Origin of the sequence: Tessaracoccus flavus (assembly GCF_001997295.1) — a bacterium.
In the GTDB taxonomy this organism is placed as follows: domain Bacteria; phylum Actinomycetota; class Actinomycetes; order Propionibacteriales; family Propionibacteriaceae; genus Arachnia; species Arachnia flava.
The window spans coordinates 215,582-230,667 of sequence record NZ_CP019605.1 but is presented as its reverse complement, the minus strand read 5'-3'; the positions used below and the strand labels follow the sequence as shown (position 1 = coordinate 230,667).

At 70.9% G+C, this 15,086-nt stretch carries 1 protein-coding gene (cut by a window edge); it reads right to left on the bottom strand.

All coding sequences use genetic code 11. From position 1 onward, the window contains the following. Positions 1 to 15,086: the start of a hypothetical protein gene (locus RPIT_RS01030; protein ID WP_077339714.1), read on the bottom strand. It extends 21,997 nt beyond the left edge of the window; the window shows 15,086 of its 37,083 coding nt (coding positions 1-15,086); its start codon is at positions 15,084 to 15,086; the stop codon falls past the left edge of the window.

The following is a 15,086-nucleotide window of genomic DNA, read 5'->3' as shown; positions in this document are numbered from 1 at the left end:
TTGAGTTGGATGGCCAGTTCAGCACTGATCCGGATCGGCAGGCCGACGAGGCTGACCTTGCCCAGCACCTCGCCGGCGATGCCGTTGGAGGTGATGAGGAAGGCGCCGCTGCCCCCGGTCATCTTCAGGCCGACATCGTCGGAGCCGTCGCCGATCGGTCCTGGGTCGCCGAGGAACAGGCTGACGTCGGTCAACGCGAGGCGCACCACCTTGGCGCCCGCGGCTGTGGTGCGCTGCTCGAACAGCGCGACGCCGGAGAGTTCCTGTCCGAGGATGCTGAGCACGGCCGGATCGCCTGGGAGACCAACCTGGACGCTGAGCAGGTTGGCGCCCACGAGCACCGACGCCATCGGCCCATCTGGATCGACTGAGAGTGCGGTGGTGGTCGTGTTGATGAGGACGAGGATGTCGCCGTCGAGCTCAGTGTCGGGCAGCACGGCGTCGTTGAGTTCGATGCTCGCGGCCAGCGCACCCACGATGCCGGTGCGCTTGACGATAAGCGTCCCGCTGGCTGTGGCGGTCACGTAGGTGGTGGTGCCGTCGCCCAGGGCCAGCGTGACGGCGTCGAGCCCGATCGTGGTCTCCTGGGTGACGGTGTTCATACCGAACGAGAAGCCGCCGGTCAGGCGCTGGCCCGCGACGACCAGCTCGACGCCGCTGCCGATGACCTTGACGCCCGGCTGGTAGGTGCGAAGGTCGATGGTGTGCGCGACGGCGCGGGTGTTGACTTCCACCTCGAACGTGCCACGGAAGGTCACGCCCGGGATGAACAGCTCGACGGTGGCGCGGAGATGCCCTGCGATACCGCCCTTCACGGCGCCCGACGTGGCGATGATGTCGAACGCGCCGGAGCCGTCGCGGATCACGACCACGTCGCGGTCGGGCGAGCCGAGGCGCAGCCCCACGTTGGCGAAGCGGATCTTGGTGACCGGGGATCCCGTCAGTGCGCCGTCGACCGGGTTGACCGGGGTCGAGCGCTCGAAGGCGATGTCGGCGGTGAGACGCTGACCGGCGACATCGAGCACGAGGTCGGTGGCACCGACGCGGAAGTAGTTGCCGGCCGCCAGCACGAGCGTCGACGGCACGCCGGCGAGCACGAACGTCTCGTTGACGGCGAGCGGGATCTGCTTGGTGCCGTCGACGCGGAGTAGCGAGTTGATCTCGACGAGGACGTCGGCCTTGGCCTGCAGGTTCGGCCCGAGCTTGATCTCGGCGGTGGCCGTGATCCGCCCCGCGATACCGGCCGGGGTGATGAGCAACAGGATGGTCCCGCCGCTGACCGCCATGCCGATGTCGTCGCTGCCATCCGCTGCGGCGCCCTTTGCGCCCACGAAGAGCGTCACTCCGGTGGCGGCCACGCGCACGATCGAGACGTCGTCGCTGGAGCCGGTGCGCCCGTCAGGGCCTGCCGCAGTGGCTTGCTCGAACTGGAAGGTGCCGCCGAGCTTCTGGCCGAAGACATCGATCTCGCCGGAGACGGTGACTCTGAGGAAGCGTCCGGCCGGCAGCACGACCGGCGTACCGTCATGCAGGACGGTGACGGCCGTCGGCGCCGTGTTGATCTGCAGCGCCAGCGTTACACCGGCGCCGAGCGAGATCGGCAGCGGGTCCGGGCTCACGATGTTGACGCTCACCTCGAGACTCAGCGCCAGCCCCGCGGTTGTGAGCTGGAAGACGCCGGAGCCGTTGGTGAGCCTGAGGCCGGTGTCGTCGGCCTCGTCGGTGGTGCCGTTGTCGTCGCCCAGGAAGAGCTTGACGTTGGACGCCGTCACCTTGACGACGCGGGCGGTGGCCGCCCCGCTCTGTTCGAAGGCGAAGTTGCCGCTGAGGCTCTGGCCCGCCACGACCACCTTGAGGTTGTTGGCCGAGATCGCGAACTTCGGGCTGCCAGGATCGGTGTCGACGGTGAGGGACATGTCGCTCGAGAGCTCCACGCCTGGCACGTCGAGGACGACCGAACCGGTGAGCGAGCCGTACATCCGTCCGGTGGTGACGGTGAACGTACCGTGCCCGTCACTGAGGGTGACGATGCCGCCGCCCAGGCTGAGGCCGACGTTGGCGAGCACCAGCGTGGTGGTGGCACCGTTCTGTTCGAAGCTCATGTCCCCGGTCAGCGTCTGGCCGAACATGGTCAGCGTGATGCCGGTGCCGCCGACGCGGACGTAATTGCCGGCCTTGAGGTCGAGCACGACGGTGCGTGCGCCGAGCGTCGCACTCTGCTTGACCTCGGCACCGGTCTTGTTGAGCTGCAGGAAGAACGAGCCGGCGACGGTGACGCTGCTGGGCAGGAGCGAGCTGAGGTTGACGGTGCCGGCCAGCTGCATGGCCATGCCGGTGGGCGTCAGCAGGATGAGCCCTTCGACCCCGGTGAGGAGCGCGTTGGAGCCGATCTTCACCTGGCCGCCGGCGACGGCGATGATCGTGCGGGTGGCGCCGCCGGAGGTGCCCTGCTCGAAGTAGATGGAGGCCGTCAGCGACATGCCGCCCAGATCCAGCGTGATCCCCGTGCCGACGATCCGCACGTAGGGGCCGGCCACCAGGCGCTCGCCGTTGATGAGCGTCACGGCGGTGGCGGCCCGGTTGATCTCGAGGCGCAGGTTCTCGGTGCTGACGGACAGCCCGCCGCCCAGATCGATCTCATCCGCCCCGATCTCGAGGTAGCCAGCTAGGCCCGCGGGGCCGATCTGGAGCGTGCCGCCGAACGTGAGCTCGTCGATGGGCGCGCCGAAGTTGGCGGTCGCGGCGATCTCCATGTCGATGGTCTGCACGCCACCCACGGTGCGCTGGCGGAACGTGACGAGGCCCTGGGTGAGCGTGAACGCGCCGATGACGACGGTGATGTTGGTGCCGGCCACGGAGATCGTGGACTGCTGGGGATCAGCGGTGTTGAGGGCCACCTTGAAGTCGCCGGTCACCAGGATGCCGGGCAGGGACACGGTCACCTTGCCCTGGACCTCGCCGACGATGCCGAGCGAACTGAGGGTGAAGCTGCCCGAGCCGTTGGTGAGGCTGACGTAGGTGGTGGTGCCGTCGCCGAACGCGACGGAGGCGTTGGCGATGGTGATTGCGGTGTCGGAGCCCGCCTGGGTGAACGTGAAGTCGCCCGCGAGCCGCTGGCCGGCCACTTCGATGGCGACACCGGTGCCGGTGACCTCAAGGTACTCGCCGGCTGGCAGTTCCAGCGTCACGGCGGTGCGGTCGAGCTGGAAGGTCTCGCTGACCTGGGCGCCGGAGTTGAAGGCGACGGTGAACGTTCCGGTGAAGCGCGCGGCGTCGCCAGGGACGAGGAACGTGATGGTCCCGCCGACGCGTCCGGCGATCCCCTCGGGCTTGACGACGAAGAAGCCGTTGCCGTCGGTGAGCTTCACGCCGGCTGTCTCGGTGCCGAAGGAGGCGCTGAGATGGGAGGCGACGATGACCGCTGTGCTGGGCGCGACGGTACCGGCCGGGGCGTTCGGGGCCACCGTGCCGCGGACCTGCGAGAAGGCGAAGACGCCGCTGATGCTCTGGCCGCCGACGCTGAGCGCGGCGGGGTCGGCGAGCGAGCCGACCTGGACTCTCAGCGAGTTGGCGGGGAGCAGCACGCCCTGGATGGTGCGCGGTGCCGCGCCGGTGTTGAGCTGGAGGAACACATCACCGTCGAGCGTGAAGGCCGTGCCGGCGTTGACGGTCAGCTCGGCCACCAGCACCGTGGCGAACCCGGCGCTCGTGAGCTCCAGCGTGCCACTCGGCACGCTGGCCACGACGACGCCGTCGCCCAGGCTGAGGGTGAGCGGGGATCCGCCGTCGCGGGCGTCCGCGCCGAAGCGAAGCAGCAGCCCGCCACCCGGCAGCGTCTCGACGGCGAAGGTGCCGGTGAGTTCCTGGCCGGCCACGCCGAGCGTCAGGTCGCCGATGACGAGCACGTGCGGTGCGCCGGGGGCGCCTTCCGCGACGGTGACCGCGAGATCGCCGGAGCCGAGGACCTGCTCCAGCGAGGTCTCGTTGTAGTTGATGAACGCGGTGCCGCTGAGCGTCACGCCGGGGATGCCGACGAGTTCGACGGCGCCGGACAGCGACATGACGCGCGTGCCGGGGGCGTTGCCCTTGACCTGGCCGCTGACGTTGGTGAGGAAGAGGCCGCGTGCGACGGGATTGACAGTGCCGTCGTCGAGGAAGCCCGGGCCTTGGCCGACGAAGACCATGAGGTTGTTGACCGTGATCTGCCCGCCCTGGCTGTCGAACTCGATCTCGCCGGAGACCTCGACGAAGTCGCCCAGCTTGAGGGATCCGGAGACCTTCACGAGGATGAACGGATCTGGGTTGGCCACCTCTGCCACGGTGAAGACGACGGGGATCTCGAGGCCGTCGACGGTGACGGACTCGTTGATGGGAGCGGTGGTGGCGTTGTAGCGCACCGAGACCTGTGCCCCGGCACCGAAGCCGCCCGCCGCGAGGGCGACGGCGCCACTGAAGATGCCGGCCAGCCCGCCCGGCTGGATGAGGAACACGCCCCGACCCTCGGTGATGCTCAGCGGGGTGCTGTCGGAGTCGGTCAGCGAGATGCTGACGCCCGCGAACGCGATCATCGTCGTGGTGCTGGCCTGGCTGACGACGAAGCTGCCGCGAAGCGTCGGGCCGCCCGCGATCGACAGGGTGCCACCGGAGACCGCGACGCGCAGGAAGCTTCCGGCTGGGAGGTCGAGACCGAGGTCCGGGCGGCGGACCGCAACGGGCATCGTGTTGATGGCCAACGCCACAGAACCGGCGATCGTGACGTCGGGGATCCCGAAGACACCCGTGACGTCGCCGCTGAACGAGCCCGCGACGCCCTGCGCGGTGATGAGCAGCGAGCCGCCCCAGTGTTTGTCGGCGGTGACGTTGACCACGGTGCCGAGCTGCAGGGTGAGATCCTCGATCGTCATGGCGACATCGCCGTTAGCGAGCTTGCTCACCGCGACTCGTGCGGCACCCAGACTCTGACCCGCGACGACGAGGGTGGCGGCGGTGACCTCGACGGCGAGCGTGCCCGCCCCGGAGTTCACTGTCACGGAGATGTTGTCGGTCAGTTCGACGCCGGGCACCAGGACCTTGAGGGTGGCCTGCAGCGAGCCGGTGAGGTTGCCGGCGGCCAGGGCGAGCGTGCCGGAGACGTTGAGGGCCTGCACAAGCGGTGCGCCAGCGGGGCCGAGATCGAGCTGGCCGTTGCCGATCACGACGCTGAGGTCGCTGCCACTCTTCGTGACGGAGATGTCGGCGCGAAGACTCTGGCCGGCCACCTCGACGCGCACACCGGTTCCGACGAAACGGAAGTAGCTACCCGTGCTCGCGTCCAACTCGAGCGTCACGGTGGAGGCGCCCACCCGCATCGTCTCGTCGACGAGCGCGCCCGTGGTGTTGACCTCGGCGGTCAGCGCTCCGGTGAGGACCACGCCGGGGACGCCGGTCAGGGCGACGGTTCCGGAGATGCGTCCGGCGAGGCCCGTGCCGAGGACGAAGAGCGCGGAACCGTTCGTCACGGATAGGCGCGCGGGGCCTGCGTTGATGATGACGCTCGCGTTGGCGACGGCGATGCGCGAGATCTGAACGTCGTCGGTGGTGCCGGCGATCTTGTCCGGCCCGAAGGTGGTGGCCTGCTCGAACGCGACGTCGCCGCGGATCTCCTGGCCGAGGACGCGCAGCAGCAGGTTGGTGCCGGAGAACCGGAGGTACGGGCCGGCGGGCAGCGCCAGGCTGACGGTGCCGGGGCCGACGCGCAGGGTCTCGGCAACCTCGGCGCTGGTGGTGTTGAGCTGCACCTCGAGGTCTCCCTCGAAGGTGAACGGGGCACCTGTGTCGAGGTCGACGCTGACGGTGAGCGAGCCCGCGATGCCGTCGGGCGTGATGACGAACAAGCCGGTGCCTGCGGTGGCCGTCAGCGGGCCGAGCGTCAGCGAGGCGCGGCCCAGACCGAGCCGGACGATGCTCGTGCCGGCGACGCTAGTGGTGCGTTCGACGGTGACGTCGGCGATGAGCTGCTGCCCCAGCACGGTGATCGTGAGCTGCTCGCCGCCCAGCACGACGCTGCCGGGCTGCAGCGCATCGGTCCATCCAGGCACGGTGGCGGGCGCGGCGGTCGTGTTGAAGGAGATGGCGATGGCACCGGACATCGTGAGTCCTGGCAGCGCGACCTCCGCGTTGACCGCGATGGCTCCGACGAGGCCGGCCGCGCTGAGCGTCAGGGTGGCGACGTCGCCGGTCTGGCCCTCCGCGGGCTGGGTGAGGGTGAGGAGCGGGGTGGCTCCGCCGAGCGCCAGGCGACCGTTGCGCAGCGTCACGGTGGTGGCACCGGACCCGTGGACCACCACGACGTCGGCGGTCAGGCTCTGACCCGCGATGCTGACGACGACGTCGGTACCGGCGACGCGCACGTAGGTGCCAGCATCCAGCTCCAGCCGGGTGGTGGCTCCGCGAAGCACGAAGGTCTCGTCGACCAGCAGACCGGTCGTGTTGATCTCCAGGGCGAGGTTGCCGGAAAGGATCACCTGAGGAACGTCGAGGGTCACGGTGCCGGTGACTCGACCGGCGACGCCGAGGTCGCTCAGCAGCAGGTAGGCCGACGCGTCGTCGATGGCGAGCACTCCCCCGCCGAGGCTCAGCGCGGCGTTATCCACGGCGATCCGCAGCACGGTGCGGGTGGAGTTGGCGACCGTGACCTGCTCGATGGCCACATCGCCGGTCAGTTCCTGCGCGAGCACGGTCACCGTGAGATCGGCGCCCTCGAACCGCACGTACGGGCCGGCGGGCAGGTCGACGGTCAGGGTCTCGCCGTTGACCAGAATGGAGCCGGTGACGCGGGCGGCGGAGGTGTTGATGGCGATCCGGAGGTCGCCGTCGACGGCGACGTCGCCGAGCTGCACGGAGAGCACGCCGCCCAGGTGCCCGGCCATGCCGGTGGCGGTGAGCACGAACACGCCCGAGCCCTGGGTGATGCCAATGCCGAGGCCCGCGCCCTGGTCGCCGACGAACAACTCGGCGCCGCTCAGCGCCACGATGGTGGTGGTGACGCCGGCGCTCGTGCGGCGCTCGACGGCGACGTCGGCCTGGACGCTCTGCCCGGCGATGCTGAGGCTGAGGTTGGATAGCGCGATGCGGAGGAACGGGCCCTCGGGCAGCGTGCCGCTGGTCAGGGTGACGGGCGCGGTGCCGGTGTTGACGTCGATGCTGGCCGTGACACCGTCGATGCCAAGCGCCGCGATGGTGACGGTGGTGCTGAGGCTTCCCGCGACGCCGACGGAGCGCACGACAAGGTTGCCGGTGATCTCGCCGAGCTGCACGCCGCCGCCGAAGTCGACCGATCCGTCCTCGAGGGAGAGGCTGAGGTCGCCGTCGAGACGTGAGAAGCCGAATGTGCCGCGCACCGTCTGGCCGGCGAAGCTGAGGATCGCGTCGGCGACGGTGAAGTCGGTCACGGACGCGCCATCGTCGAACTTCACGAGCACGCCGGGTTCGGTGCTGCCAGGGATCTCGATGGTCTCGTTGATGGCGGCGCCGGTGGTGTTGATCCGCACCGTCGTGGTGCCGGTGATGGTCGCGCCCGGGACTCCGAGGAGGGTGACGGTGCCGGAGGCTACGAAGGCCTGGCCGGTGCCGGTCTGGATGAGCCCGATGGTGGCGTCGGTCAGCAGCACGCCGACTGCCAGCGGGTTGAGCGCTCCGGACTCGAGGTACGCGGGCCCGCGGCCGAGGAAGATCGTCAGGCCGTTGGCAGCGACGACGCGAGCGGGGGCCCCACCGACGACGGCGTCGGTGTAGGTCAGGTTGCCTTCGATCGTGACGAAGTTGCCGATCGTCACCGACGCGTCGGACAGCGACACGGAGAAGAGGAGCCCGCTCGCCGGGGGGACCGGCAGCTTCAGGGTCAGGTCCGTTCCGGCCAGGTTGACCACAACGTCGACGGCGCCGGGCATCGTGCTGACTTGCAGGAGCACCGAGCCCTCGAGGGCGACGGTGTCGCCGCCCACCGACGTTGCGCCGGACAGGTAGCCCGCCACGCCGGCGGCATCGAGGAGCAGGAGGCCTTCACCGTCGTAGAGGAGCGCCGCGCCGTCGAGGGAGGCCTCGACGCCGGTCATGGCGATGACCGTCTGGGGGCCGTCGACAGTGGTGGCCCGCAGGAACGTGAACGAGCCGGTGAGACGCCCGGCCCCGAGGGTGGCGTCGACGCCTGCGACGACGAGCCTGAAGTAAGGACCGGCGGGCAGGGTGAGCGACGAACCTCCATCGTCGACGGTCACGGCCTGGGCGGTGGTGTTGGCCTCGATCCGGAAGGACATGCCCGCCCCGAAGGTCAGATCCGGCACGTTCAGGACAACCGTGGCGTCCAGCACGCCGGCGACGCCGTCGGCGCTGACGCGCAGGCTGCCGTTGACGGCACTCAGCGTCGCGAACGTGCCGAAGGAAGCCGAGCCACCCGTGATCGTGACGGTGGTGGTGGCGCCCTGTCGCTCGACCCAGACGCCGCCGGTGATCTCGACGTCGGCCACGGTCACAGCGAGGGTGGCGGCGCCGATGCGGACGGTGTCGGCATCAATCCCACCGTGAGCCTGGGTGGGGTCGGTGTTGATCTGGAGGGTGAGCTGCGTCGCGTCGACGGTGACGCCCGGCACGTTGAGGGCCAGTGAGCCGGTCGCGGTGCCCCAGACGGCCGTCTCGTTGATGGTCAGCGTGACATCGACGTCGTCGAGGACAAGCGCGCCGAGGTCGATGCGGGCGTCGGAGACGGTGAGGGTGGTGGTCGCGCCGGCCTGCTCGAACTCGGCGCCGCCGGTCAGCGTCAGATCGCCCAGCGTGACGGAAATGCCGGTGCCGACGACCTTCACGCGGTCCGCGGCGCTGTCGACCTCGACCGAGAGCTGCCCGGAGATGGCCGCGCCCGGGAGCGAGACGACGAGGGTGCCCGACAGGCTGGCCGTGTAACCGAGGTCGCTGAGCACGAGGCTGCCGGTGCCGTTGGTCAGTGACACGAGCGTGGAGGCGCCGGAGCTGATCGTGAGCGACGCGTTGGCGACAGTGGCGCGCACGATGGTGTCGCCGCTCCCGCTGACGCTGCGCTCGAACGTGACGTCGGCCGAGATGCTCTGGCCGCCGATGGTCAACGCGGTGCCGGTCGCCGAGACGAACAGGTACGGCCCTGCGGGGACGTCGCCGACGGCTTCGGCGCCGGTGTTGAGCACGAGCTGAACGGTGCTGGCGAAGGTGAGCGCACCGAGGTCGCTGGTGAGGGTCGCCGAGATGCGGCCCGCCACACCGGAGGCGCCGAGCGTCAGGTCGCTGGCGACGCCGGTGACGCCGGCGAGGGTGAGCAGGTCGGTGGCGCCGTCGCTGATCGCGAGCTCCCAGTCGGTCAGGCTGAGCCTGGTGGTGGTGACCCCGTTGGTGGTGACGCGGGCGAGGTCGAACTCGGCCACGCTCAACGTCTGCCCCAGCAGGGCGAGCTCGACGTTGGTGCCGTGGATACGGACGTTGCTGGCGTTCGGATCCGTGCTGATCTGCAGGTCGAAGGTTCCCTCGAAGGTGAAGCCCGGCACGGTGATGACGAGGCTGCCTTCGGCGTCGGCGGTGAGCACGCCGTCGTCGACCGCCAGGTTGGCGGTTGCCGCAGTGAAGGTGGCCAGTGGCGTTGCGCCGTCGGCGAAGCTCAGGAGCACGTTGGTGGCGGTGATCGAGTACCCGGTGAGCGTCTCGGCGAAGGACAGGTCGGCGGTGAACGACTGCCCCAGGACGGCGACGGTGAGGCCGACGCCGGCGAAGGACACGAACGGGTCGGTTCCGGTGGCTACCTCCGCGGCGGTGAAGACGATCGCGACGTTGCCGGAGCCGTCGGGGAAGACCACGGTCTCGTCGACGGCGGCGGCGAAGCCGTTGATGCGCGCCCGGAGCTCGCCGGTGACGGTGACCCCTGGCACGCCGGTGAGGGCGACCGTGCCGCGGGCGTCGACGGCCACCTGGGTGGCGGTGTCGGTGACCGCGACGACCAGACCGACGACTGCGCCGGTGAGGCTGAGGCCGTCGCCGAGGTCGAGGCTGAGGTCACGGGCGGCGAGCGCCGCGGTGATCTCGGCTCCGTCGAAGGCCAGAGTGCCGGTGAGGGTGGCGTCGACGTAGCCGGAGGCGACGACGGTGGCGGCGAGTGAGCCGGAGAGGCCGGCGCCTGAGACGGCGAGAGAGCCGGTGCCGCCGGTGATGGCGAGGCTCTGACCGGTGGCGGAGATGGTCGCGGCGAGGTCGGCGACGCTCAGGACCAGCGCGCCGCCTGCGTAGGCGACGCTCGCCGTGCCGGTGAGGATGGTGGTTCCGACGGTGAGCGAGAGGTCGGCGGCCAGCGCGAGGCCGGCGATCCCGTCGTAGCTGAGCGCGGCGTTGGTGAGGAGGAAGTCCTCGACGCCGGTGTCGATGGTGGCGCCGTCGAGGGTGAGGGCCAGGTCGCCGGTGTCCTTGAACGAACGGATCGACAGGGATCCGGCGGAGAACAGGAACTCGTCGGCGGGGCCGATCCCGGCGGTGACGTCGGTGGCGGAGATCGTGAGGTCCGCGCCGGTCTGGCTGATCGTGGCGCTGGCCGCTTCCAGGTGGGCGACGACCACGCGGGCGTCGACCGGGCCGGTGCTGATCTGGACCGCGAGGTCCGTGGCCGCGAGCGACAGGGTGCCGCCGTCGAGGGTGGCGTCGTCCAGTTCGTACGACGCGGCCAGGGTGCCAGTGGCGGTCAGCTGCCAGGGGCCGACGGTGAGATCGATGGCCAGGCTGCCGGAAATCGTCACGCTGCCGGAGTAAAGACCCTCTTCGATGCCCGCGGTGGGCGGCACGAACGTGAGCCGCACTCCGGTCAGCGTGACGCCCCCTCCAAGATCGAGGTCGCCCAGCAGTTGGTCGATGGCCCCGGTGGTGACGTACTGCTCGACGATGTCGGCGATGTGGTCGACGACGGTGGCCAGCGGCGAGCCGGCGAGGTAGTCGGAGAAGTGTGGCAGCGCTGCTGCGAGGGTGCCGGTGGTCGCGTCGCGGGTGGTGGTGATTGCCTGGAGAGAGCCGTCGGGGGCGAGGTACCAGATGCGGGCGTCGGTGGCCGCGGGATCGACGGCGATGGTGAGCACCGGGTCGATGAGGAAGGTGGAGATCTCGTCGCCGGTCAGGGCGTCGACCGCGCGGAGGTCGAAGATCGGGGAGGTGGACCGAAGCCCGGCGACGTGCGCGTCGCGAGCGGTGATGGTGATCCAGGCATCTGCCCTCAGGGCCCCGGGGGCGAAGGTGAGGGTGGCCGAGCCGATGGTGACCGTTCCGCCGAAGGCGGAGGTGACCAGCGTGGCGCCGGGGGGTGGTGTCAGCGGAGCGGGCTGCTCGCCGGTGGCGAGGCGCTCGACGGTGGCGGTGTAGGTGAGCAGGTTGACTGCGGTGGAGCCGGTATCGGCTGGGGCGGTGGTGTCGGTGGTGGGCTGCGTGGCTGGTGGCCCGCGTCCCGCGTAGACCGTCAGTGTGCCGGCTGTGAAGACCGGGGCGTAGAGGGTGACGTCGGCTGCGTTGGGAGCGACGGCGAGGGCGAAGCCCGGGCCGCTGGTGGCGGTGGTGCCGCCGAGGACCTGGGCGCCGGCGCTGCCGACAGTGACGGCGGTGATGGAGACCTGACCGTCGGCGTCAAAGCGGGCGCCGTCGGGGACGACGACCGAGACGCGCGTGGGCAGGGCGACGACGGCGGTGCCAGCGAGCGGGCGGGCGCCCGGCGCTGCGGCCAGCGCGATGGTGGCCTGCGGGTCGGCCAGGAACGCCAGTCCGGCGGGCAGCGTCGGGGCGGTGCCGGCGACCGTGGTGGCGGTGGCCTGGGTGGTGGATGCGTCGGCTGCGTGCACGGTGATGCCGCCGAGGACGTCGACGAATCGGTCGGCTGTGGAGCCCACGCGGTGGTCGCCGAGGATGACGGCGAGGCCGGAGGCTGAGGCGCCGGAGGTGATCCGCTGGTCGGCCAAGACCGTGAGACTGCCGGCCAGTTGGACGGGCAGGCCCTCGCCGAGGACGGCGTCGGTGGCGGCCCGGGAGACCAACAACGCGGCGCCGCTCCCCTGGGCGCGGCTGCTGCGGAGGTCGGTGGTCGCGGCGGAGACGGTGAGGTCGCTGGCGCCGGTGACGGCGGCGTGGTCGAACTGGGCGCGGGTGGTGGTGTCGGCGATCAGGGCGGCGATGCTGCCGGTCCCGGCGGCGCGCACGACGGAATGGTCGGCGGACGACGCAGTGACCGAGAGGCTGCCGCCGTCGAGCGTGATGTCGACGCCGGAGACCCGCGCCTCGGTGAGGGACTCGAGGTACCCGGCCCCCACCCCCGCGGAGTTCGCCGCGATGGCCTGGAGCGCAGCGACCTGCTGGGCGGTGAAGCCGGCGGCGAGGAGGGCTGCTCCGTCGAGCGTGCCGGTGGTGCCGAGGCCCGACACGTCGAGCGTGCCGGCCGCCGTGGCGTCGACGTCGAGGCCTTGGGCGGCGATGGTGGAGCCGGTCAGGGCGGCGCGGGTGAGGCGGTCGACGCGGCCGGCGGCCACTGCTGCGGAGCCCTGGCTGAGCAGGCTGGACTGGGTGTGGGTGGTGGCCCGGAGGGTGACGGCGCCAGCTGACATGAGCTGCGAGTTGTCAACATCGACACTGGCGGTGGCCGACACGTGGCTGGCGGCGGTGCCGGTGGCCGAAGCGTCGGCGGTCATCGTGATGTCGCCGCCGGCCATGGACGTGCCGCGCACCTTGACCGACGCCGACGCGTTGCCGGTGCGCTCGTCGACGGCGACCAGGGTGATCGCGCCGGAGCCGTTGGCGCCGCGGGTATCGATGGTGGCGTCGCTGACGTCGATGTGTCGGGCGCGGATCGTGAGCTGGGCTCCGGTGTCGGTCAGGATGATCTGGCCCGTGATGGCCATCGAGCCGTCGCCGGCGTCGAACGCGGCAGCGAGCTGCGGCGCGATGAACGACAACGTGGCGCGGAGGCCCTTGAGCAGCAGACCCGCGACGCGAGAGCTGTCGGAGCTCAGCTTGAGCGAGTTGCCGGAGCTGATGACGTTGAGGGAGGCGGCCGAGCCCTTGACCACCAGGTCGAGGGGTGTCTGGACGTCGCCCGGGAAGCCGGTCAGGTCGACCGTGATGGCCGACATGGTGTCCGCGGCGATGACGACGGTCGAGATGCCGACGGCCGAGAGGGCCGCGTCGCCGGAGCCACTCGAGAACACGAGCTGCCTGGCGGCCGCGTCGTAGCTCAACGTTCCGCCGGCGAAGTCTGCGGACGGTGCGAGCGTGGCAGTGCCGCCCTCGACCTGCCACGCGGTGGCGGTCTCGGGGGCGGCGGTGGTCTGTACGGTTTCCTCGGCCGGTTCGGCGCTCTCGAGGTCCTCGGTGGTGACGTCCTCGGAGGCGGTGGCCTCGACGAGGGTGTCGGCGTCGGCGTCGGTCGCGGCGACCTGGTCGTCGTCCGCCTTGGGCTCGGCGGGGGTCTGCGGGTCGGCGTCCTCGATCGGCTGCGCGTCGGGGGTCGCGGCGTCGACGGTCAGGGCGGTGTCCCCCTCGGTCGGTGCGGGGTCCTCGGTGGCCTCGGGATCAGCGGCCGGCTCGGCAACAGGAGCGCCGTCCTCCGTCGCAGGCTGGGTCGCCGCGGCGTCGACGGCCGAGGTGGCCGCTGCGTCGTCGGTCGCGGGCTGCTCCGGCTCAGGGGCCACTGCAGGTGCGGGTTCGGGTTCGGGCGCGGCTTCCGGTGCCGGCTCGGGCTCGGGTGCCGGCTCGGGCTCGGGTGCCGGCTCGGGCTCGGGTGCCGGCTCGGGCTCGGGCGCTGGCTCGGGCTCGGGTGCTGGCTCGGGCTCCGGGGCTGGCTCGGGGTGTGGGAGGAACGATGCGCTGACGCCATGCGCCTCGCCGGGCGAGAGCGACTCGTCCATCAGGCCGGAGCCGTGTCCGATGCCCAGGGCGTGGCCCACCTCGTGGCGCACCACCGTGATGAGGCTCATCCGCGACCAGCCCCAGCCGGCCGCGTCGGCGTCGATGACGATCGACTTTCCCGAGGCCGAGCCGAGCCCTAGACCCGAGAGGTCCCCGACCGAGGCGGAGATGCCGGAGGTGTCGGCGCCCACGGCCGCCCATTCGGACTTGGCACGCGACAACGCCGCCGCGAGATCGCCCGAGCTCAGGGTCTCGGTGACGGGATCGTCGGGCAGCGAAGTGGCGGTCATGAGCTCCGGCTCCTCGGTCGCCGTCGGCGACGGCGAGGGCTCCGGAGACGGAGTGGGCGAGGGCGTCGGTGTGGGAGCAGGGGCCGGCGAGGGCGTCGGTGTGGGAGCAGGGGCCGGCGTCGGCGTCGGGGTGGGGGTGGTCACCTGGACGTTGTCGTCCCCGCTCACCGTGGCCGACGAGCCGTCGGCCATGGGGCAGGAGATCGAGGCCTTCTCGCCGTTGGTTCCGCCAACGGTCGTGCATTGGCTCGTTGACAAGGCCTTGGACAGAGCTTCGAGCGCCTCTTGGAGGCGCTTGTTGTACTCGGCCTCAGCGGCCGCAGCCTCCATCTGCTTCTTCTGCTGCTCGGTGAGCTGCGGGGTCACCTGGACCTGTTGCCCTGTTCCCTGCGTCACCTGCTGCTGCCGGATCGCCTGCGCCTTCTGCTGTGCCTTCTGCTGCTGCACCACCTGGCGTTCGTACGCCACGCGCTGCTCGCGCTCGACGCGCTGGCGCTCCACCCGCTGGGCCTCCTCGTGGAGGCGCCTGGCTTCGGCTTCCTGCGCGCTGAAGAACTCGTCGAGGATCTTGCGCGCTTCGCCCGCGGGCAGCACGTAGACGGTAGACGAATCAGCCTCCCGCAGCACGCGGATGACGCGTGGGGGGAGGCTGTCGGTGTCTTCGGAGGCTGCGCGCTCTGGTAACCGCTCGGGCTGCGCGGCGCGCGGCGCCGAGGCTTCGGGCGCGGCCTCCGCGGTGGGAGATCCGAGCACCGAGACGCTGGCCACGAGGGCCAAGGAGAGCGACGCCACCAGAGATGACCGCCCCACGGCAGCCGAGGTACGAGCGCGCTCGTCAGCCGCAAGGGCGGCTGGAGCAGCGGGCTGCGTGACCAT